General features: G+C 69.5%; 20 protein-coding genes, 1 tRNA gene, 1 pseudogene and 1 riboswitch. Of the genes and pseudogenes, 7 read left to right on the forward strand and 15 right to left on the reverse strand.

Annotated features, from left to right (window positions below):
- The first annotated feature begins 22 nt into the window (after positions 1–22).
- Both ACWBNA_RS11915 and ACWBNA_RS11920 read left to right on the forward strand, forming a co-directional pair.
- The gene (locus tag ACWBNA_RS11915) at positions 23–1,243 is read left to right on the forward strand and encodes an acetyl-CoA C-acetyltransferase (protein WP_482704262.1); all 1,221 of its coding nucleotides are present in this window, start codon (positions 23–25) and stop codon (positions 1,241–1,243) included.
- A 273-nt stretch (positions 1,244–1,516) separates the two neighbouring features.
- Positions 1,517–2,317, forward strand: a complete 801-nt coding sequence (locus ACWBNA_RS11920; RefSeq protein WP_482704263.1) for a hypothetical protein — start codon at positions 1,517–1,519, stop codon at positions 2,315–2,317.
- Between the two features lie 13 nt (positions 2,318–2,330).
- Here the strand turns inward: ACWBNA_RS11920 and ACWBNA_RS11925 are convergent, their stop codons facing one another.
- Positions 2,331–2,642: a hypothetical protein gene (locus ACWBNA_RS11925; protein ID WP_482704264.1), complete on the reverse strand. Its 312-nt coding sequence runs from the start codon at positions 2,640–2,642 to the stop codon at positions 2,331–2,333.
- Between the two features lie 104 nt (positions 2,643–2,746).
- Between ACWBNA_RS11925 and ACWBNA_RS11930 the strand changes: the two genes are divergently transcribed.
- Positions 2,747–2,977, forward strand: coding sequence for a DUF4287 domain-containing protein (locus ACWBNA_RS11930; protein WP_482704265.1), 231 nt, complete (start codon positions 2,747–2,749; stop codon positions 2,975–2,977).
- Positions 2,978–3,038: 61 nt separating this feature from the next.
- Here the strand turns inward: ACWBNA_RS11930 and ACWBNA_RS11935 are convergent, their stop codons facing one another.
- The 3 genes from ACWBNA_RS11935 to ACWBNA_RS11945 form a co-directional block, all read right to left on the reverse strand.
- On the reverse strand, positions 3,039–3,935 hold the full coding sequence (locus tag ACWBNA_RS11935; protein WP_482704266.1) for a Bax inhibitor-1/YccA family protein: 897 nt from the start codon (positions 3,933–3,935) through the stop codon (positions 3,039–3,041).
- 168 nt (positions 3,936–4,103) lie between these two features.
- The gene (locus ACWBNA_RS11940) at positions 4,104–5,279 is read right to left on the reverse strand and encodes a 4-hydroxybenzoate 3-monooxygenase (protein ID WP_482704267.1); all 1,176 of its coding nucleotides are present in this window, start codon (positions 5,277–5,279) and stop codon (positions 4,104–4,106) included.
- Positions 5,280–5,421: 142 nt separating this feature from the next.
- Positions 5,422–5,505 (reverse strand) — tRNA-Leu (locus ACWBNA_RS11945).
- A gap of 386 nt (positions 5,506–5,891) precedes the next feature.
- On the opposite strand from ACWBNA_RS11945, the gene ACWBNA_RS11950 reads away from it, so the two are divergent.
- Both ACWBNA_RS11950 and ACWBNA_RS11955 read left to right on the forward strand, forming a co-directional pair.
- The gene (locus ACWBNA_RS11950; protein WP_482704268.1) at positions 5,892–6,662 is read left to right on the forward strand and encodes an ABC transporter ATP-binding protein; all 771 of its coding nucleotides are present in this window, start codon (positions 5,892–5,894) and stop codon (positions 6,660–6,662) included.
- On the forward strand, positions 6,662–9,190 hold the full coding sequence (locus ACWBNA_RS11955; protein ID WP_482704269.1) for an ABC transporter permease: 2,529 nt from the start codon (positions 6,662–6,664) through the stop codon (positions 9,188–9,190). Before ACWBNA_RS11950 ends, ACWBNA_RS11955 begins: the two co-directional genes overlap by 1 nt.
- Before the next feature lie 60 nt (positions 9,191–9,250).
- Here the strand turns inward: ACWBNA_RS11955 and ACWBNA_RS11960 are convergent, their stop codons facing one another.
- From ACWBNA_RS11960 to ACWBNA_RS11975, 4 genes and pseudogenes are all read right to left on the reverse strand, one after another.
- Positions 9,251–10,555 (reverse strand): class I SAM-dependent methyltransferase, encoded by a 1,305-nt coding sequence (locus ACWBNA_RS11960; protein WP_482704270.1) that lies wholly within the window; start codon positions 10,553–10,555, stop codon positions 9,251–9,253.
- A gap of 265 nt (positions 10,556–10,820) precedes the next feature.
- Positions 10,821–12,218, reverse strand: coding sequence for an NAD(P)/FAD-dependent oxidoreductase (locus tag ACWBNA_RS11965; RefSeq protein WP_482704271.1), 1,398 nt, complete (start codon positions 12,216–12,218; stop codon positions 10,821–10,823).
- A gap of 481 nt (positions 12,219–12,699) precedes the next feature.
- Positions 12,700–13,359 carry a hypothetical protein gene (locus tag ACWBNA_RS11970; RefSeq protein ID WP_482704272.1) on the reverse strand — a complete coding sequence of 220 codons (660 nt, stop codon included), beginning with the start codon at positions 13,357–13,359 and terminating at the stop codon, positions 12,700–12,702.
- Positions 13,360–13,613: 254 nt separating this feature from the next.
- Positions 13,614–13,823, reverse strand: a pseudogene (locus ACWBNA_RS11975) (WXG100 family type VII secretion target); the annotation flags it as partial.
- 111 nt (positions 13,824–13,934) lie between these two features.
- Here ACWBNA_RS11975 and ACWBNA_RS11980 point away from each other — a divergent pair.
- Entirely contained in the window at positions 13,935–14,207 is a 273-nt protein-coding gene (locus ACWBNA_RS11980) for a type II toxin-antitoxin system Phd/YefM family antitoxin (RefSeq protein ID WP_482704273.1), read from the forward strand.
- Entirely contained in the window at positions 14,204–14,473 is a 270-nt protein-coding gene (locus ACWBNA_RS11985; RefSeq protein ID WP_482704274.1) for a type II toxin-antitoxin system RelE family toxin, read from the forward strand. The genes ACWBNA_RS11980 and ACWBNA_RS11985 overlap by 4 nt, the downstream gene beginning before the upstream one ends.
- 4 nt (positions 14,474–14,477) lie before the next feature.
- Here ACWBNA_RS11985 and ACWBNA_RS11990 read toward each other — a convergent pair whose 3' ends face one another.
- From ACWBNA_RS11990 to ACWBNA_RS12020, 7 genes are all read right to left on the reverse strand, one after another.
- Positions 14,478–15,419 carry a Ppx/GppA phosphatase family protein gene (locus tag ACWBNA_RS11990; RefSeq protein ID WP_482704275.1) on the reverse strand — a complete coding sequence of 314 codons (942 nt, stop codon included), beginning with the start codon at positions 15,417–15,419 and terminating at the stop codon, positions 14,478–14,480.
- Positions 15,416–15,997 (reverse strand): DUF501 domain-containing protein, encoded by a 582-nt coding sequence (locus ACWBNA_RS11995; protein ID WP_482704276.1) that lies wholly within the window; start codon positions 15,995–15,997, stop codon positions 15,416–15,418. Before ACWBNA_RS11995 ends, ACWBNA_RS11990 begins: the two co-directional genes overlap by 4 nt.
- A gap of 22 nt (positions 15,998–16,019) precedes the next feature.
- On the reverse strand, positions 16,020–16,496 hold the full coding sequence (locus tag ACWBNA_RS12000) for an FtsB family cell division protein (RefSeq protein ID WP_482704277.1): 477 nt from the start codon (positions 16,494–16,496) through the stop codon (positions 16,020–16,022).
- A 113-nt stretch (positions 16,497–16,609) separates the two neighbouring features.
- Positions 16,610–17,896, reverse strand: a complete 1,287-nt coding sequence (gene eno, locus ACWBNA_RS12005) for a phosphopyruvate hydratase (protein ID WP_482704278.1) — start codon at positions 17,894–17,896, stop codon at positions 16,610–16,612.
- Between the two features lie 309 nt (positions 17,897–18,205).
- Positions 18,206–18,910, reverse strand: a complete 705-nt coding sequence (locus ACWBNA_RS12010) for a transglycosylase family protein (RefSeq protein WP_482704279.1) — start codon at positions 18,908–18,910, stop codon at positions 18,206–18,208.
- A gap of 3 nt (positions 18,911–18,913) precedes the next feature.
- A riboswitch (cyclic di-AMP (ydaO/yuaA leader) is annotated at positions 18,914–19,091 on the reverse strand.
- A 182-nt stretch (positions 19,092–19,273) separates the two neighbouring features.
- A complete protein-coding gene (locus ACWBNA_RS12015) occupies positions 19,274–20,287 on the reverse strand; it encodes a transglycosylase family protein (RefSeq protein WP_482704280.1) in 1,014 nt (337 codons plus the stop codon).
- A gap of 124 nt (positions 20,288–20,411) precedes the next feature.
- Positions 20,412–21,038, reverse strand: a complete 627-nt coding sequence (locus ACWBNA_RS12020; RefSeq protein ID WP_482704281.1) for a transposase — start codon at positions 21,036–21,038, stop codon at positions 20,412–20,414.
- Positions 21,039–21,055 lie beyond the last annotated feature (17 nt).

Below are 21,055 nucleotides of genomic sequence, written 5' to 3' on the forward strand. Positions count from 1 at the left end.
CCCGTACGTCAATGGAGCCGTCATGCCCGAAGCCGTGATCGTCTCGACCGCCCGCTCCCCCATCGGCCGCGCTTTCAAGGGCTCCCTGAAGGACCTGCGCGCCGACGACCTCACCGCCACGATCATCCAGGCCGCCCTGGCCAAGGTCCCCGAGCTGGACCCGAGGGACATCGACGACCTGATGCTCGGCTGTGGTCTGCCCGGCGGCGAGCAGGGCAACAACCTGGGCCGCATCGTCGCCGTACAGATGGGGATGGACCACCTCCCCGGCTGCACGGTCACCCGGTACTGCTCCTCCTCGCTCCAGACGAGCCGCATGGCCCTGCACGCCATCAAGGCCGGCGAGGGCGACGTGTTCATCTCGGCCGGTGTCGAGATGGTCTCGCGCTTCGCGAAGGGCAACTCCGACAGCCTCCCCGACACGCGCAACCCCTTCTTCGCCGAGGCCGAGGCCCGCACCGAGGCCGTCGCGCAGCAGGAGGGCACCACCTGGCACGACCCGCGCGAGGACGGCCTCGTCCCGGACGCCTACATCGCGATGGGGCAGACCGCCGAGAACCTGGCCCGCTGGAAGGGCGTCACCCGCCAGGACATGGACGAGTTCGGCGTCCGCTCCCAGAACCTCGCCGAGGAAGCCATCAAGAACGGCTTCTGGGAGCGCGAGATCACCCCGGTGACCCTCCCGGACGGCTCGGTCGTCTCCAAGGACGACGGCCCGCGCGCCGGCGTCACCCTGGAGGGCGTCCAGGGCCTCAAGCCGGTCTTCCGCCCCGACGGCATGGTCACCGCCGCCAACTGCTGCCCGCTGAACGACGGCGCCGCCGCCCTCGTCATCATGAGCGACACCAAGGCCCGCGAGCTCGGCCTGACCCCGCTCGCCCGCATCGTGTCCACCGGCGTCTCCGGCCTCTCCCCCGAGATCATGGGCCTCGGCCCGGTCGAGGCGTCCCAGCAGGCGCTGCGCCGCGCCGGTCTCGGCATCGGCGACATCGACCTGGTCGAGATCAACGAGGCGTTCGCCGCGCAGGTGATCCCCTCCTACCGCGACCTCGGCATCGACCCCGAGAAGCTGAACGTCAACGGCGGCGCCATCGCGGTCGGCCACCCCTTCGGCATGACCGGCGCCCGCATCACCGGCACGCTCATCAACTCCCTCCAGTTCCACGACAAGCAGTTCGGCCTGGAGACGATGTGCGTCGGCGGCGGCCAGGGCATGGCGATGGTCATCGAGCGCCTGAGCTGACCAACCCCCCGTGGTCACGCGGGGACCCAGCGTCACACTTCGGCCCAGAACCCTTGAACCACCCGGGTTCTGGGCCGATTTGTGATCCAATCTCCCTCAGGATGTGACCTATCTCCCTTCGAAGAGGGAGGTGTGCAGGTCAGGGCCACTTCACCCCCGACACCAGCCCCAAACGCATGCCCGTTTCGTGACGTTACGCACTGACAGCGGGTTAGTCCGCCCTTCAAGCTGATGTAGGAAGTCGGGGGTCGACTTTGAACCGGGAGTACGTCAGTGAGCGCCATGCCGATCGCCTTGCTGGTCACCACGGTCGCCACGGGCGCCGTGGGCGTCGCCGTCCTGCGCACCCTCATGGTGCTGCGCCGGCAGGTCGCCGCCCTGCACGCCGAGCTCGCCGAGGGGAACGCCGCCGCGGCGCGGGGCCGGGTGCCGGCCGCCCGCCACTTCACCGACGTCGACGAGATACGTGCCGCCGTGGCCGAGGCCCTCGCCGAGGAGCGTGAGCGCGAGCTCGCCGAGGCGCGTGCCTTCTGGGCCGCGCAGGAGGCCCGTGACGCCTCCGACGCGCCCTCCCTGCTGGGTCTGCCCGACAGTGAGCTGTTCCTGCCCCGGCAGGCCGATTTCGTGGGCCTGGAGCCGGTCGCCGAGCACGGCGCCGATGCCGACGAGTGCGCGGGCGGCCACGCCCCCGGCGGAGAGTCCGCGGAACTGGCCGCGGCCCGCCGCCGCCACCCCTCCCACCCGGACTTCGTGCCGGTCTCGTCGCCGGTCGTGAACGACCACGAGCGCACGGTGGCGACGCTGGAGGAACTGGCCGCGTCCCAGGTCGAACTCGCCGACGTCCGCCCGGGCCCCCTGGGCACCCTCGACGTCTACGTCTTCGCCGACGGCACCACCCTGTGCATGACGCCGGGCCACCGCGAGACGGCGGAACGCCTGGCGTCGGCCCTGCACGCCGGCCAGACACCGACCCTGCTGGGCGGCTCGGGCATCTCCGGGGCCTACACCCTGACCTTCGCGTGCGGCGAGGAGAACGTCTACATCCTGGCCGACCGGGTCATAGCGTCCCTCTAGGGCTCACACGGGCTCACACGCCCGCCCGCTTCTGCGCTTCCTCCACCAACCGCACCGCGTCATCGACCTGGCCCTCGTCCGTGAGTACGAGGGCCAAGTCATGTACGGCGACGGTGATTTGATCGGCTGCGGCGAACATCCCCGCGTCCGGCATCTGCCGGGGCTCGGTCCCGGGTTCCTCCACTTCCTGCGCCCACCGGGCGAACTCCCTGGCCAGCCCCAGAGCCTCAGCGGCAGCGCCCCGCTGCAGACGGCTCTGCGGGGCGGCCCGAAGACGATCGGCGAAGTGATCCACCGCACGGCACAGACGCGTCGTATCCACCACGCCGCGAGCGTACGCGTCCCACCGGGACTGTTGCCAACGGGCGAACGCTCAGGCACGGTGACCTGAAGGACCGGCTTACATCCCCTTTGCGTCCGGAGGCGCCGATGTCCCACGTCCTCTCCGAGGAGACCCACCGCAACATGCTCGCCCGCATCCCCCATTGCACCGGTCGTGAAGTGTCCGACTGGCTCCGCACTGTCGAAGACGGCCCTTCTCTCTTCCGCTTCGAGGAGAAGGTCAGCTGGCTTCGCCACGAACACGACCTCGCGTACGGCCACGCGAAGGCGATCGTCCACGAGTACGACCTGAGGAGGGCGGCGCGCAAACTCCTCTAGGCGCGCACACGAAAAGGGCCCCGGGACGGAACCCGGGGCCCTTTCACGCACGCGGTGCGTGTCAGTCGCTGCTGTTGAGGATCGCGATGATCCTCAGGAACTCCATGTAGATCCAGACCAGCGTGAGCGTCAGCCCGAAGGCCGCCAGCCACGCCTCCTCGCGCGGCGCGCCGTACGCGATGCCGTCCTCGACCTGCTTGAAGTCCAGGGCGAGGAAGCAGGCGCCGAGCAGGATGCCGACGACGCCGAAGATCACGCCGAGCGGGCCGCTGCGGAAGCCGAGGCCGTCACCGCCGCCGAAGACGGCGAACAGCAGGTTCACCATCATCAGCAGGACGAAGCCGAGCGCGGCCGCCATCACGAAGCCGTAGAACCGGCGGTTGACGCGGATCCAGCCCGCCTTGTACGCCACCAGCACGCCGGCGAAGACCGCCATGGTGCCGATCACGGCCTGCATGGCCGCGCCGTCGGCGATCCGGCTGTCGACGATGTTGGACAGGACGCCGAGGAAGACACCCTCGAACGCGGCGTACGTCAGGATCAGCGCGGGCGAGGCCTTGCGCTTGAAGGACTGGACGAAGGCCAGGACCATGCCGATCAGCGCGGCGCCGATGCCGATGCCGTACGAACGGCTGATGTTGGCGTCGTCGACCGGCAGCAGGGCCCAGGCGAGCGCGGCCGTGACGATCAGGACGCCGAGCGTGGTGCCGGTACGCAGGACGACGTCGTCGATCGTCATGCGGCCGGTGGTGACCGGGGCCTGCGGCGGTGCGCCGTGCTGAAGGTCCTGCTGCGCGTACGGGTTCTGCGCGTACGGGTTGCCGGCCTGCGGCTGCGCGTACGGGTTGCCCTGGGTGCCTACAGCTGCGCCCCCGGCCTGCGGCGCGGTGTTGAAGCCCGCGTAGCCGTTGTCGCGGCTGAACCCCCGTCGCGAGAAGACCGGGTTGCTGCTCCTCATTTCACTCCTCCATGGCCACCGTGTGTGGGCCTTGGGCTCAAGAGTAATAGGTAGGCAAAGGAATGACCCTAGTGCTTGGGGAGGATCTTTCCCTCGTTGTGCTGCGCAACACGCTACGCGGCCCCATGATTCCCGCGCACGGCGGTCCTCACTCTTCCGCGCCCCGCCTCACCCGAACGGGAAACCCGTGTACCCCTCGGCCAGATCGGTCTCGGCGGCCCGGGAGGACGCGAGCCGCTCCAGCCGGGCGAGCTGGAGGCGGTCCTCGAAGGGCGTGGCGCCGGGGGCCCGGTGCAGGAGGGTCGTCATGTCGTAGGAGAACCGCTCGGCCTGCCAGACGCGACGCAGGCAGGTCTCGGAGTAGGCGTCGAGCAGTTCGTCCGAGCCGGTCTCCTGCTGGTACGCCAGCGCCCTCGCGAAGGTGACGACGTCGCCGACGGCGAGGTTGAGGCCCTTGGCTCCCGTGGGCGGCACGATGTGGGCCGCGTCCCCGGCCAGGAAGAGGCGGCCGTGCCGCATCGGCTCGTGGACGTAGGAGCGCATCGGGGTGACCGACTTCTGGGTGATCGGGCCGCGCTCCAGGCGCCAGTCGTCGGCTGTCTCGAAGCGGCGCTCCAGTTCCGCCCAGATGTCGTCGTCGCGCCACGCCTCGGCGTCGGTGCCCTCCGGCACCTGGAGGTAGAGCCGGGAGACGGACGGGGAGCGCATGGACAGGAGGGCGAAGCCGCGGTCGTGGTGGGCGTAGACCAGCTCGTCGTGGGAGGGCGGGACGTCGGCGAGGATGCCGAGCCAGCCGAACGGGTACGTCCGCTCGAAGGTCCGGGACACCGGGGCGGGTACCGCCGTGCGGGCCACTCCCCAGAAGCCGTCGCAGCCGACGACGTAGTCGCACTCCAGGACGTCCTCGACGCTCTCGTGCCGGAACCGGACGCGCGGGCTGCCGCTGTCGGCGCCCTCGACGGCCAGCGCCTCCGCCTCGAACAGCAGCGGGCCGCCCTCCTTGAGCTGGAGGGCGATGAGGTCCTTGCAGACCTCGGTCTGGGCGTAGACCATCACCGACCGGCCGCCGGTGAGGGCGGGGAAGTCGACGCGGTGGCGCTTCTTGGCGTACCGAAGCTCTATGCCGTCGTGGCGCAGGCCCTCGCGGTCCATGCGTTCCCCGGCGCCGGCCGCGCGCAGTACGTCCACCGTGCCCTGTTCCAGGATTCCGGCCCGCTGCCGCTGTTCCACGTAGGCGCGGTCGCGGCTCTCCAGGACGACCGCGTCGATGCCGGCGTTGTGGAGCAGCCGGGCGAGGAGGAGGCCGGCGGGGCCCGCTCCGATGATGCCGACGGTGGTGCGCATCGACCAGCCTCCCTGTTGCGATCCTTGTTCGCGTGGTGAAGTTTTCTTCACTGAGTCCGCGACATGAGTTTCCGACCGCATGCGCCCGCTGTCAACGGTCGAGCGGTGAACTCTTCAATGGAGGGTGCACAGGTCTCGGAAGTGCCCGGAGCCGGACTTGAACCGGCACGCCCGCGAAGGGGCAGCGAGGTTTAAGCTCGCCGTGTCTGCATTCCACCATCCGGGCAGGCCATGGGCTCCGCATCGAGGTTCCGAGCCTAGCGGGATACTTCCCCGCAACATCGGCAGGGCGGACCCATGTTGTCTTATTTTATTGATGCCTGAGGGGGCATCAGCACCCGGTACAGGCCATCCACACTTGCCAACAGCCTTGCGCGCGCCCCCCGGCCCCGCATGCGGAATGACGGAATTTCACCGCCCGAACGAGGGGGCTCCACCTGTTCTCTGCATGAGTCAGGGGTGACTGTCATCCCCAGGTATGACACGGCGGCCCCCGGTCCGACCCGAGGCTGCCTTCAGAACCGGAACAGCGGGTGACTACACGGCGGCTCGCGGCCCGGACGATGGATGTCGTCCCTCCGACCATCCCTCGTCCTTCTGGAGTGCCCACTCGTGACCACCGCATCCATCGCCGGCCGGGCCACCACCGTGGCCGCGCGTGCCACGGATCTGTCGAAGATCTACGGACAGGGCGAGACCCAGGTGGTCGCCCTCGACCGGGTCTCCGTCGACTTCCGGCAGGCCGAGTTCACCGCGATCATGGGCCCCTCGGGGTCCGGCAAGTCGACCCTGATGCACTGCGTGGCCGGCCTGGACTCCTTCTCCTCCGGTTCGGTGCGCATCGGCGAGACCGAACTGGGCTCACTGAAGGACAAGCAGCTGACCAAGCTGCGCCGGGACAAGATCGGCTTCATCTTCCAGGCGTTCAACCTGCTGCCGACCCTGACGGCCCTGGAGAACATCACCCTCCCGATGGACATCGCGGGCCGCAAGCCGGACAGGCAGTGGCTGGAGAAGGTGATCGGGATGGTCGGCCTGGCCGACCGTCTCAGCCACCGACCCTCCCAGCTGTCCGGCGGCCAGCAGCAGCGCGTCGCCGTGGCCCGCGCCCTGGCGTCCAGGCCCGACATCATCTTCGGCGACGAGCCGACCGGAAACCTCGACTCGCGCTCCGGCGCCGAGGTGCTGGGCTTCCTGCGCAACTCCGTACGGGAGCTCGGACAGACGGTGGTGATGGTGACCCACGACCCGGTGGCGGCGGCGTACGCGGACCGGGTGGTGTTCCTGGCGGACGGGCGGATCGTCGACGAGATGCACGGCCCCAGCGCGGAGTCGGTCCTCGACTTCATGAAGCAGTTCGACGCGAAGGGCCGTACCAGCTGATGTTCCGCACCGCCCTGCGCAACGTACTCGCGCACAAGGCCAGACTGCTCATGACCGTGCTCGCCGTGATGCTCGGCGTGGCCTTCGTGTCCGGGACCCTGGTCTTCACCAACACCATCTCCGAGGCCTACCAGAAGAGTTCGGCCAAGGGCTTCGACCAGGTCGACGTGGCCGTGGAGGCCGAGCTCCAGGAGGACAAGGGCGACACCGTCGGCAAGAGGGCCGAGCTGACCGAGGCGCTGCTCGACCAGAGCGCGAAGGTTCCGGGGGCCGCCTCCGCCATCGGCGTCGTCAACGGCTTCACCGCCATCGCCGACAAGGACGGCAAGCTGATCGGCGGCGGTTTCCAGTCGCAGGGCGGCAACTACTGGGGCGCGAAGGACCCCCGGTATCCGCTCGTCAGCGGGCACACGCCGAGCGGCAGGAACGAGGTCCTCATCGACTCCGAGACCGCGAGGCGCGCCGGATACGAGGTCGGCGACACCGTGCGGATCTCGGTGAACGGCCCGGTGCTCGACCCGAAGATCACCGGCATCTTCACCACCGACGACGGCAACGTCGCCGCCGGCGGCAGCCTCGCCCTCTTCGACACGGCCACGGCCCAGCAGCTGTTCGGCAAGACGGGCACGTACGACCAGATCGACGTCACGGCCAAGGCGGGCGTCAGCCAGACGGCGCTGAAGGCCGCACTGGACAAGGCGCTGCCGAAGGACACCGTCGAGACCACGACCGGACAGGAACTGGCCGACAGTCAGGCGGAGGCGATCTCCGCCTCGATGTCCGGCCTGAAGCAGGGGCTGCTGGTCTTCGCGGGCATCGCGCTGTTCGTCGGCACGTTCATCATCGCCAACACCTTCACCATGCTGGTCGCCCAGCGCACCAAGGAACTGGCCCTGCTGCGGGCCGTCGGTGCCTCGCGCCGGCAGGTCACCCGCTCCGTCCTCCTCGAGGCGTTCGTGGTCGGCGTGGTCGCCGCGGTGACCGGCCTGGCCGCCGGTGTCGGCATCGGGGCCGGGCTGCGGTCGCTGATGGGCTCGCTCGGCGCGACCGTCCCCGACGGGCCACTGCTCGTCACGCCCGGCACGGTCCTCACGGCCCTCGCGGTCGGTGTCCTGGTCACCATGCTGGCGGCCTGGCTGCCGGGCCGCCGGGCGGCGAAGATCCCACCGGTGGCGGCGATGAGCAGCGTGCACGCACCGGCGACCGGCAAGTCGCTGGTGCTGCGCAACACGCTGGGCGCGCTGTTCTCGGGGGCGGGCATCGCGGTCGTCCTCGCGGCCACGACGATGTCCGGCTCCGACGGCCAGGCCCCCATGGGTCTGGGCGCCGTCCTCCTGATCATCGGCGTCTTCATCCTGACCCCGCTGCTGTCCCGCCCGCTGATCGCGGCCGCGGCACCGGTCCTGCGCGTGTTCGGCGTCTCGGGCAAGCTGGCCCGCCAGAACTCGGTGCGCAACCCGCGCCGTACGGCCGCCACGGCCTCCGCCCTGATGATCGGCCTCACCCTCATCACCGGCATGACGGTGATGGCGGGCAGTCTGCAGAAGGCGATCGACAAGATGGCCTCGGCCGCGATCCGCGCGGACTACGTGGTGTCCATGGCGAACGGCAACGAGCTGTCCCCGGACGTCGAGAAGAAGCTGGGCCGGGTCGACGACGTCACCGCCACCAGCCCGCTGCGCAACGCGCCCTCCCGGATCGACGGCGAGACCGAGTACCTCACCGGCGTCACCGGCAGCGCGATCACCGAGCTGACCGAACTCAAGGTGGACAGCGGCACCTTCAAGGTGGGGGGCACACAGGTCGTCGTGGACGACAGGACGGCCACGTCGCACGGCTGGAAGGCCGGTTCGCGTTTCACCGTCGCCTACGAGGACGGCAAGAAGCAGGAACTGAGCGTCGCCGGGGTCTACGAGGGCAACGAGATGATCCAGGGCATCATCCTGGACAACGCCACGCTCTCCCCGCACCAGACCGACCCGGCCGACATGCAGGTGATGGTCAAGACGTCCGACGGCGCGTCGAGCGCGACGAAGGACGAACTGGAGAAGGCCCTCGGCTCCAACCCGGCCATCAAGGTCCAGGACAAGAAGGACCTCTCCAACGAGATCGCGCAGATGTTCACGCTGATGCTGAACATGCTCTACGGCCTCCTGGCCATGGCCGTGCTCGTCGCGGTCCTCGGCGTCATCAACACCCTGGCCATGTCGGTCTTCGAACGCTCCCAGGAGATCGGCATGCTCCGCGCCATCGGACTGGACCGCAAGGGCATCAAGCGGATGGTCCGCCTGGAGTCCCTGGTCATCTCCCTCTTCGGCGGGGTGCTCGGCATCGGCCTCGGCGTGTTCTTCGGCTGGGCGGCCGGGGAACTCCTCGGCACGAGCCTGGCGACGTACGAACTCGTCCTGCCGTGGGCCCGGATGGCGCTCTTCCTGCTCCTGGCGGCGACGGTCGGCGTTCTCGCGGCGCTGTGGCCGGCCCGGCGGGCGGGCCGGCTGAACATGCTGACGGCGATCAAGTCGGAGTAGCGGTACGGCAGTCGGGGCCCCGTCCTTCTCACCAGGACGGGGCCCCGGTCGTGCGTGCGCTCAGTTCCAGGTACGGGACCGCAACGGCAGCCCCGAGACACCGGACTCGGGAGTCCGGACGGCGAGGACCTGGTTGACGCCGATGCGGTTGTGCTCGAAGGCGAGCGCGGAGGCGGCCATGTACAGCCGCCAGACCCGGGCCCGCCCGGCACCGGCGAGCCGGACCGCACGCGCCCACTCCCCCTCCAGGTTGGTGACCCAGCGGCGCAGGGTGAGGGCGTAGTGCTCACGGATCGACTCGACGTCCCGCACCTCGAAACCAGCGCGTTCGAGCTGGGTGACGGTGGTGCCGACGGGGGCGAGTTCGCCGTCCGGGAAGACATAGGAGTCGATGAACTCGTCGACGCTGTACGCCGCCTCGTCGTCCCGTTCGGGCCGGCGGGCGATCTGATGATTGAGCAGCCGCCCTCCGGGCTTGAGGAGCCGGCGGAGCACCTCGGCGTACTCCAGGTACCGCTCGGCCCCGACATGTTCGGCCATCCCGACGGAGGAGATCGCGTCGTACGGTCCGTCGTCCACATCCCGGTAGTCCTGTACCCGGATCTCGACTCGGTCGGTGAGTCCCCCGTCGGCGACGCGCTTACGGGCGTAGGCGGCCTGCTCCTGGGAGAGCGTGATGCCGACGACGCTCACGCCGTGCTCGCGGGCCGCGTGGATGGCCATCGAACCCCAGCCGCAGCCGACGTCGAGGAGCCGTTGGCCGGGTGCCAGGCCGAGCTTGCGGGAGATGAGTTCGAGCTTGTCGCGCTGGGCGGTTTCGAGGGTGCCGCCGTCCGCCTCGGGGGCCGGCCAGTAGGCGCAGGAGTACACCATGCTGGGCCCCAGGACGATCTCGTAGAAGTCGTTGCCGACGTCGTAGTGGTGGCTGATGGCCCGCTTGTCGGTGCGTTTGGTGTGCAGGTGGCGGCGGGGTCTGCGGACCTCCTCGCGGGGCGGGGCGGGCGGCAGCGGGGGGCCCGCGAGGGCGACGAGTCCGCGTACGGCGGCCCGCACCTCGGGGTCGCGCAGGGAGCGGACGACCCCGCGGGCGTCCCCGTCGCGCTCCCAGACGAGGCCCGAGATCAGGTCGAGGGCGGCGTAAAGGTCCCCTTCGACGTCCAGGTCCCCGGCGACCCAGGCGCGGGCCAGACCCAGTTCGCCCGGCTTCCACAGCAGCCGACGCACGGCCCGGCGATTGCGCACGACGAGTGTCGGCGCGCCCGGCGGCCCCGCCTGCGAACCGTCCCAGGCGCGAATGCGCACGTGCAGCGGCACACCCAGCAATTGTTCGACGAGGCTCTTGAGCCGCAGCGCGGCGTCTGCCATGGCGTACACCTCCGTGACGAGGAAATCCCGGAATGTCCAACACCCACGTAAACACCTATGGGGCCGGGACGCAGTCCCCCGTTCGCGTTACGGCTTCGCAAAATGCGTGCACACCGCATGGACTTTGCTCGCCGGCCGCCCGTCGCCCACCCCGCGTCAGGTCGGGTCGGGTCGGGTCGGCTCGGGTCGCGGGCCGGGAACGCCGAAGGGGCCGCCCGCACCACGGATGGCGGGCGGCCCCTTCGGGGCGTTCAGTGACCGGAGGTCAGGAGGCCTTGGCCTGCTCGGCCTTGGGCTTCTCCTCGGCCTTGCTCGCGGCGGCGACCGGCGCCGGCTTGGCGGCCTCGTAGAACTCCTCGCGGGGAGTCTCCAGGGCACCGAGGGCGACGACCTCGCGCTTGAGGAACATGGCGAGCGTCCAGTCGGCGAAGACGCGGATCTTGCGGTTCCAGGTCGGCATGGCCAGACCGTGGTAGCCACGGTGCATGTACCAGGCGAGACGGCCCTTGAGCTTGATCTTCATCTTGCCCATGACGATCATCGCGACGCCCTTGTGGAGGCCCAGACCCGCGACCGCACCCTTGTTGGAGTGCGAGTAGTCCTTCTGCGGGAAGCCACGCATACCGGAGATCACGTTGTCACCGAGGACGCGCGCCTGACGGAGGGCGTGCTGCGCGTTCGGGGGGCACCAGGCGTTCTCGTTGCCCGCCTTGCGGGCGGCGATGTCCGGGACCTGGGCGTTGTCGCCCGCGGCCCAGATGTAGTCCGTGCCCTTGACCTGGAGGGTCGGCTCGCAGTCGACGTGACCGCGGGGGCCCAGCGGGAGGCCGTAGCGACCGAGGGCCGGGTTCGGCTTGACGCCGGCCGTCCACACGATGGTGTTGGAGTCGACCTCCAGGCCGTTCTTCAGCACCACGTGGCCGTCGACGCAGGAGTCCATGGAGGTGGAGAGGTAGACCTCGACCCCACGGCCCTCCAGGTGCTCCTTGCCGTACTGGCCGAGCTTGGGGCCGACCTCCGGCAGGATCTTGTCGGCGGCGTCGACGAGGACGAACCGCATGTCCTCGCGGGAGACGTTGTTGTAGTACTTGGCCGCGTCGCGGGCCATGTCCTCGACCTCGCCGATGGTCTCCGCGCCCGCGAAGCCACCACCGATGAAGACGAAGGTGAGCGCCTTGCGGCGGATCTCCTCGTCGTTCGTGGAGTCGGCCTTGTCGAGCTGCTCGAGGACGTGGTTGCGCAGGCCGATGGCCTCCTCGATGCCCTTCATACCGATGCCCTGCTCGGCGAGGCCGGGGATCGGGAAGGTGCGGGAGACCGCGCCGAGCGCGATGACCAGGTAGTCGAAGGGCAGCTCGTACGCCTCGCCGACCAGCGGGGAGATCGTGGCGACCTTGCGGTCCTGATCGATGGTGGTGACCCGACCGGTGAGGACCTCCGCCTTGGGCAGCACGCGTCGCAGCGGGACGACGACGTGGCGCGGGGAGATGCTGCCGGCGGCGGTTTCGGGGAGGAAGGGCTGGTAGGTCATGTACGACCGGGGGTCGACGACCGTGACGGTCGCCTCGCCGTAGCGCATCTTCTTCATGATGCGCCGAGCTGCGTACAGGCCTACGTACCCACCGCCTACTACGAGGATCCTGGGACGCTCCGTGGTGCTCATGCCATCGAGTATCCACCCGTCCCAGGGGGGTCGCTCGTGCGCCCCTTCACAAGCTTCCTGGCCGTGTGTGCTATCCTCCGCCGCTCGCGTGATCCACGTCATGGCGCCGAGTAGGAACCAGCGTGTAGGGCGCGGCGTTGTCAATGCCGCGTGAGCTGCCTCTCTGACCCTGAACCCACTCCGTGAGACCCCCGAAACGCACCCCTCAAGCACCTCCGTCACACACCCACGCCCGCCCCTTTTGAACACGTTCAGACGGGCGTTGGGGCCCCGGAAGGGTCAACGGCGGCATCTTCGTCCCTCAGCAGGGCCGAATTCCTTGTGAAGAACTTCACGAACTTTCTCGGCGGGGTGGCACGGAGTGCCCCACGACGGCCCCTCAGCCATGCTCAAACGGGCATCCGACCTGCTCAGCAGAGTGCCACCGAGCAGCGGCGACCGGTGCGCGGCGCCCTCTCATTCGCGTGCGCCGAGCCGATGCTCAGTGCGCGTCGAGCAGATGCGCGGAGGCGAGTCGCAGCACATCGCGCAGGATCGGCGGAGTGGCCCACGGGACCACGGAGCGCAGACCGGCGACGGACCGCGCGTCCGCGTCGAGGAGCAGAGCCGCGTGCGACTCCGCGATCAGCGCGGGAAGCAGGTGCGCGCAGCCGCCCGGGTGCTCGCTGGTCACGCCCGCGAGCACCCCCTCCTCGAAGGTCCCGTACTCGTCCGACTCGACCCACCAGGAGAAGTCCCGCAGGTGGGCGTACCGCAACTCCGCCTCCCAAGCGGACATCGGGAGGTCCTCGAACCGGGCGATCCCCTCGCGCTGCGAGGTACGCAGCCGGAGGGCCGTGTCCGTGAGGAAATCCGACCGGTTCCGGCCCCCCGCGGCCTCGTCGAGCCTCTGGAGGAAGCCCGGCGGCAGGTCCCGGCCCGGAGCGGCCCGCAGATCCTCGGCGAGGAGATCGAGAAGGGCTGCCAAGGTGGCGTTCGGCATGGCCCACCGTGCGGCGGCGCAGCTGTCGAGTGTGCGGTTGACGCGGGCGATCTCGTCGGCGAACGGTGCCGTCCCGCCTCGCTCGCGGGCCGAGGCGAGGACCTCCAGGAGGCCCGCCACGATCCCGTTGTCGAAGACGGCACCGGTGTAGGTAGTCACGGCCGGCCGCTGCTCCTTTCCGCTTCCAGCCTCGCTCGCCGACGGCTGTCCGTCCGGGAAGGTACGCGGTCGCGAACGCCTGGGCCGCCGTGCCCTGTCCGCCGGCGTCCTCCGGATACTCCTTGAGAGCGGTGACGAGGTCCTTGGCCGCCTTGTCGAACGGGGTCTGCTGACCCGCGAAGCCGCCCGCCACCTGACGCAGGTGGGACGGCTTGACGTCGATGGTGCCGCCGCCGGACGGCGGCGGGTGCCCATCAGGCCGCTCCCCAGCCGCGCAGCACCGCCCGGTGCGCGGCCGAGTAGGTGGTGTGGCCGGTGGTGACGACCTCGTGCAGCCACTTCTGCGCCGCCCGGAGTTCCTGCGCGGAACGATCCCACTCCTCGAGCTTGTCGACGAATGTCGCGCGGGTCTCGCCGCTCCAGGACAGCACGACCGGCGCCAGCCGGTCGTAGAGGTCGTCGAGCCAGGGGAGTCGGGAATCAGGCGAGGGACCACGCGATGCCGTCGAGCATCGCCCACGAACGCGACTCCCCGAACATGGTCGCGTGTACACGCATTCGCGTACACTGATCCCATGACTGAGAACACCGTGACCGTGCGGGAAGCCCGCGCCCACCTCGCCGACCACATCAACCGGGCCGAGGAAGGCGTTCCGACCGTCATCACGCGTAACGGCGCTCCGGTGGCAGCCGTGGTTCCGATCGCCGACTTCGAGGCACTGGAGGAAGCGGCCGACGTCATGCTGGCGCGCGAAGCCGAAGCGGTGCTGGCCGAGGGCGGTCCCACAGTGACGATGGCCGAGCTGTTGGCGGACCTGTTCACCGAGCAGGACGACGATGCGGCGTGAAGTACGCCTTCCGGTTCACCACGGCGGCGCAGCGGCAACTCCGGGCTGTCAGCCGGCCCGACGCCATGCGCATCCTGACCGCGCTGACCGCACTCGGTGACGACCCGTACCGCCAGGACGCCGACATCAGGAAACTCACCGGCCCGTCCGGGCTCTACCGGCTCAGGGTCGGCAGCTACCGGGTCGCCTACCAGATCAACGACGGTGAGCTCGTCATCCTCGTCGTCAAGGTAGGCGACCGGCGGGACGTGTACCGCAACCTGTAGGCGGTCAGGCCAAAGACCAGCCGATCCCGTCGAGGATGTCGTGCTCGCTCACGACGACCTCCTCCGCGCCGATCCGCTCCATGATCGAGAGCAGCACGAGGGCGCCCGCCCCGATGACGTCGACGCGCCCCGGATGCATGGAGGGGACCGCCGCGCGCTCGGCGTGGGTGGAGGCGAGCAGCCACTCGGTGATCTCGCGGACCTTGTCGAGGGTGACGCGGGAGTGGTGGATGGCCGTGGAGTCGTACTCGGGGAGGTTCTGGGCGATCGCCGAGACCGTCGTCACCGAGCCGGCCAGGCCCACCAGGGTGCGTGCCTCCCGCAGCGGGACCGTCTGCTCGGCGAGGTCGAGGGCCGCCTCGATGTCGGCCCGCATCGCCGCGATCTGCTCCTGCGAGGGCGGGTCGCTCACCACCCCGTCCCGCACCAGGTGCCGCTCGGTCATCCGGACGCAGCCCACGTCGACCGAGCGCGCCGCGCGGACGTGGTCGTCGCCGACGACGAACTCGGTCGAGCCGCCGCCGATGTCCACGACGAGGTAGGGCTTGGCGTGGTCGTCGCGGCCGGTCAGTTCCTTGGTGGCGCCGGTGAAGGAGAACTCCGCCTCCTGGTCGCCGGTGATGACCTCCGGCTCGACTCCGAGGATGTCCAGCACCCCGCGTACGAACTCGTCCCGGTTCTCCGCGTCCCGGGAGGCGGAGGTCGCGACGAAACGCATCCGCTCCGCGCCGTGCTCCTTGATGACCGTCGCGTACTCGCGGCAGGCGGCGAAGGTCCGCTCCAGGGCTTCGGGGGCGAGCCGGCCGGTGCGGTCGACGCCCTGGCCGAGGCGGACGATCGTCATACGGCGGTCCAGTTCGTCCAGCTCGCCGGTGGCCGGGTCGGCGTCGGCGACGAGGAGCCGGATGGAGTTCGTACCGCAGTCGACGGCGGCGACCCGGGTCACTTTGCCTCCTCGCGAGCCTGAGCGTCCTGGACGTCATCAACGTCCTGAGCGTCCTGCGCGTCTGGTACGGACGTCACACACGTCCCCTTGCGCCACCACTCCGGCAGCATCTCCAGCGCCTCGTCGCCCAGCGGGTTGACCCCGGGGCCGGCCGCCAGGGAGTGGGCGACCAGGACGTGCAGGCACTTCACCCGGTCCGGCATACCGCCCGCGCTGGGGAAGCTCTTCAGCTCCTCGATCTCGTCGCGGCGGCGGATGTAGTCCTCGTGCGCGGCGCGGTAGGCGGCGGCGAGCTTCGGGTCGGTCTCCAGCCGCTCGGTCATCTCCTTCATCACGCCGTTCGCCTCGAGCGTGCCGATGGCGGAGTTCGCCTTGGGGCACGTCAGGTAGTACAGCGTCGGGAACGGCGTGCCGTCGGGGAGGCGGGGGGCCGTCTCGACCACATCCGGCCGGCCGCACGGGCAGCGGTGCGCGATCGCGCGCAGACCGCGCGGCGGACGCCCGAGCTGCTGCTTGAATGCCTCGACGTCGGCGTCGGTGGGCTCGGTGCGCGGGGTGGTCGGCGGGGGCGTTTGCATGCCTGTCTTTCCATCGGTCGGTTCACTGGTCGGAGGCGTCGGACTTGTCGACGCCGTCCCAGACGTTCGCGTACCAGGGGCGGTCGGCCGCGCCCAGGTCGGCGCGCGACTGCTTGGCCGCGTCCGGGTCGATGACGATGTAACCAGTCTCGCCCGGCATGACGTAGTGCAGCCGCTGCCGGATCTGCTGTTCCGCGTACGCGTCGTCCTGCCAGCGCGCCTTGAGGTCGCGCAGCTGCTCGACCCGCTGCCGGGCCTGTTCCCGCTGGCGCTGCACGTCGGCGATCTCGGCGCGCTGGGAGACGTACTGCCTTATGGGATAGGCGAGCGCCACGATCAGCGTGCACAGGACCATGGCCAGCAGCGCGGCCCGGCCGGTGAGCCGGGAGCGGCGGGCCTGCCGTTTGGTCTGGGAGCGGTAGACACGGGCCGCGGTCTGCTCGCCGAGCAGCTTGATCCTGGTCGCGGTGGAGAAACGGTCCCGGTCCTTCACGGCCATGTTCCCCCGCCTCCCGTCTCACACGCACGTACGTCCCCGGACACGGTACGGGACCGGGTACGGGGACGTACGTACGACTGGCTAGGGCTCACTCGAGCCTTGGCCCTTTACGTTCAGCCCTTGAACCGCGGGAACGCGCTGCGGCCGGCGTACACCGCGGCGTCGTCGAGGATCTCCTCGATGCGCAGCAGCTGGTTGTACTTGGCGACGCGCTCGGAGCGGGCCGGGGCGCCGGTCTTGATCTGGCCGCAGTTGGTGGCGACGGCGAGGTCGGCGATGGTGACGTCCTCGGTCTCGCCGGAGCGGTGGGACATCATGCACTTGAAGCCGCTGCGCTGGGCCAGCTCGACGGCGTCCAGGGTCTCGGTCAGCGAGCCGATCTGGTTGACCTTGACGAGCAGGGCGTTGGCCGCGCCCTCGTCGATGCCGCGGGCCAGGCGCTCCGGGTTGGTGACGAACAGGTCGTCGCCGACGATCTGGACCTTGTCGCCGAGCTTGTCGGTGAGGACCTTCCAGCCCGCCCAGTCGTCCTCGAACAGCGGGTCCTCGATGGAGACGAGCGGGTAGGCCGCGACGAGCTCCTCGTAGTACTCCGTCATCTCGGCGGCGGAGCGGTCCTTGCCCTCGAAGGAGTAGACGCCGTCCTTGTAGAACTCGGAGGCGGCGACGTCCAGGGCCAGGGCGATCTGCTCACCGGGGGTGTAACCGGCTTCCTTGACGGCCTCGAGGATGAGGTCGAGGGCCTCGCGGTTGGAGCCGAGGTTCGGGGCGAAGCCGCCCTCGTCGCCGAGGCCGGTGGACAGGCCCTTGCTCTTCAGCACCTTCTTGAGGGTGTGGTAGACCTCGGTGCCCCAGCGCAGGGCCTCGGAGAAGGACTCCGCGCCGATCGGCGCGATCATGAACTCCTGGATGTCCACGTTGGAGTCGGCGTGCGAGCCGCCGTTCAGGATGTTCATCATCGGAACGGGCAGCAGGTGCGCGTTCGGGCCGCCCAGGTAGCGGAAGAGGGGGAGGTCGCTGGCCTCGGAGGCGGCGTGGGCGACGGCGAGGGAGACGCCGAGGATGGCGTTGGCGCCGAGCGAGCCCTTGTTGTCGGTGGCGTCCAGGTCGAACATCGCCTGGTCGATCAGACGCTGCTCGGTGGCGTCGTAGCCGACGAGCTCCGGGCCGATCTGCTCGATGACGGCGAGGACGGCCTTCTCGACACCCTTGCCCTGGTAGCGGTTCGGGTCACCGTCGCGGAGCTCGATGGCCTCGAAGGCACCCGTGGAGGCGCCGGACGGAACGGCGGCACGACCCGTGCTGCCGTCGTCGAGGCCGACCTCGACCTCGACCGTGGGGTTGCCTCGGGAGTCCAGGATTTCCCGGGCTACGACGACGTCGATGGACGGCACGAGCATCTCCTTCTGGGATGTGACGCGGTTACGCGGGCCGTGGGGCCCGTGGTGCGGGGAGCCGCGGTCGGCTCCGCGAGACGAGCCTAACCGCCCCGGGGCGATCGGCCAGCCGCCCGACCACCTCTTGGGCAGACCGAGAGGAAATTGTTTCCGAACGGAACAAAGCGAGGGGTCAAAAAAGCCCCGCCCCGGTGCGTACGGGGGAAGACGCACCGGAGCGGGGAGCCCGTGGGGACGGGGGTGGCCCTCACGAGGCCTCCACTGTGGAGGCCTCGTCCATGAGAGCGCTGTGGTTCGGCTACGAGCCGCGTGTCACTTCAGGTGCAGCTGCTGGCCCGGGTAGATGAGGTTGGCGTCCTCGACGATGTCCTTGTTCAGCTCGAACAGCTTCGCCCAGCCGCCCTTGACGTCGTGCTCCTCGGCGATGGAGCTGAGGGTGTCGCCCTTGACGACCTTGTACTCGCCGTCACCCTTCTTGACCTTCTTGCCGGTCGGGGTGGTGACGGTCTTCTTCGCGGCCGGACGGTCCGTGGAACGGGACGCCTGCTGCTCCGAAGAGCGGGTCGTGGTCTCCGAGGAGTCGCTGCTCGAGCCGCTGGAGCTGCTGGAGCTGTTCGACGAGGTGTCGGTGCTGCCGTTGTAGGCGGAGCTCGACAGGTTCACGCCGCAGCTCGGCCAGGCGCCCTTGCCCTGGGAGGCGAGGACCTTCTCGGCGACGGCGATCTGCTGCGCCTTGGAGGCCTGGTTGGCCTGCGCGGCGTACTGCGTGCCGCCGTACGCGGCCCACGTGGAGGCGGAGAACTGCAGACCGCCGTAGTAGCCGTTGCCGGTGTTGATGGACCAGTTGCCGCCGGACTCGCACTGGGCGACGGTGTCCCACTCGGAGGCGGTGGCGGCGGAGGCGTTGCCGGCCGCCATCAGCGGGGCGGCGACGGCGGCGCCGGTGACACCGGCGATGGCGATGGCCCGGGTGGCCTTGGACGGACGGCGGTGCTTGCCCTTGGCGGAAAACAGCATGGTGGATCCCCTCACCGACGCCTGCGAGGTGAGCTGTCGGGTTCGGGCCGGTTGAGTTGCCCGGCCGTGCCTCGCGCTGTTTCGTGCGCGGCACGGCTTCACCCCAAGCCGGATCCAGCTCAACTGCTGGTCCCGGCACTTACCTTGGGTCCCCCGCTCCTGCCTACGGCGCTTGACGCGACGACTGTTCCCGTACGGCCGCTGGCAGGATTCGGCGTTGCGGCAGCCGGGGCTCGTGTTGGCGAGCGGTGACGACGGTAGACACGCGATCCGCGGAATTTCAAAGACGATCAGGGCTTCTGAGAGTCATCCCACACTTTCACCAAAGCGGACATTCAGTGCGAAGTGTGACGCGAACTCCCGCTAGTTTTCACCCGATTCGACACCGACAGAGAGGGTCTGACCGGGCGCGATGACGCTCGGGTCGGCACCGATCGCCTGCCTGTTCTCCGCGTAGAGCTCACGCCACCCGCCCTGGAGGCCAAGGGAGTCGGCGATGGACGCGAGAGTGTCTCCGGCGCGGACGGTGTACGAGTCGGCGCGGACGGCGTGACGGCCCGTGGAGGTGTCACTGCCGGCCTCGCCGGTGCCTGTGTCGGCGACGGTCTCGTCGGCGCTGCCGCCACGGTGCCGGCCGGCGCTGAGGGAGCCGGTGTCGACGAGGGCCGAAGAGCCGCCCTCTTGCCATGACTTGTCCGAGTCGCCCTGCTTCGTCGCGTCCGTGACGGAGCTGTCGGAACCCCGCGAGTCCTGCGAGTCACCCGAACCCGAGCCGGAACCGGGCGACGAGTCGGACTTGGCCGAATTGCCGATCTTGCCCGTCTCGTCGGTCTTGCCGGAATCATCCGACGGGGCACCGGAGCCGGACGGACTGGGCGACGCGTCCGTCGACGGGCCCGTCGACACTTCGGACGAGTCCGACAACCCCGGCGAGTCGGATGATTCGCCGCTGTCCGACGTCGCGCCGTCCGCCACGCCCGTGTCGACGTCTGCCGCCGCGGAGTCCTTGCTGAGCCCGTTGAGCAGTCCGCAGGTGGACCAGTAGCCGACACCCTGGTCCGCGAGGATCTTCTCGGCGACCGATATCTGCTGGTTGCGGCTGGCCTGGTCGGGGCGCGAGGCGAAGTCGAGACCGCCGTACTGCTCCCAGTCCTCCTGTGCGATGTGGAGTCCGCCGTAGTACCCGTCTCCGGCGTTCTCGCTCCAGGAGCCACCCGTCTCGCAGTTCGCCACCTGGTCCCACGTGGTGCCGGTCGCCGCGCTCGCGCCGGTGGCGCCGAGAAGCGGAATGGCGATGGCGGAGCCGGTCACTCCTGCCGCCACGAGGATGGCCGGAGCCTGGCGGGGGCGACGATGGCGGCCGTTCCCGGAGAGCATGCGGAAACCTTTCGCAAGACAACGGTGATCAGGCGGCGGGTGAGGCTCGGCGCCGCGCTGATCCGTGAACGTATAGGCAGTCGAACACTTGTCACAAGTTAATGCCGCGTAGATCACGTGAAAGTCACAGAGTTGAGGGCGCGTCACGTTTGACCAGTTCCCGAGTGATGCGGCCCGTGACCTCGGTGGCCGGGACGAGTGGCTCGTGCCGAACCGGCGTGGCTCCGCCGCTGAGATTCAGATGGTTCACGAGGACGGGCCAAAAGCCCTTTTTGAACCATGCGTTCTGCCTGTCCTTGGCGAGTGCCCATGGGCCGTATCGCTCGGGAAGCTCGTCCCAGAGGCAACCGGTACGCAACCGGTAGAGGGTTCCGTTCACTTGCGTCCGCACGTCCACCGCACTTCTCGCGAACTGGCGACGCTGGAAGTGAGCGGCCATCAGTTCCTCGACGGCAGGCCACGCCAGCTCCGGCACTTCCATGGGAACCGGCGTCCCGGTCCGCGCGTGCCATTCCGTCACCCTGCACGTGACCCCGGATCGCTTCCGGACCTCTCCGAGCGGCTTCACCGTGATGTCCAGAAGGTCGATCACGTATGCCATCTGCGGGAGAGCCAAGTCCCGCAGTTCCTCCCAGGCGATCAAGGTGAGGTCCGAGACGTCCATGGTGTCCGGTTCCGCTTCCTCCTGTCCCGCAAGGGCCTCTCTCCCCCTGGCGAGCAGTTCCCTGGCGCCGCGCACGTCCTCGCCCATATCCCGATACCTCCCTC

This window comes from Streptomyces sp. Q2, from assembly GCF_056820935.1.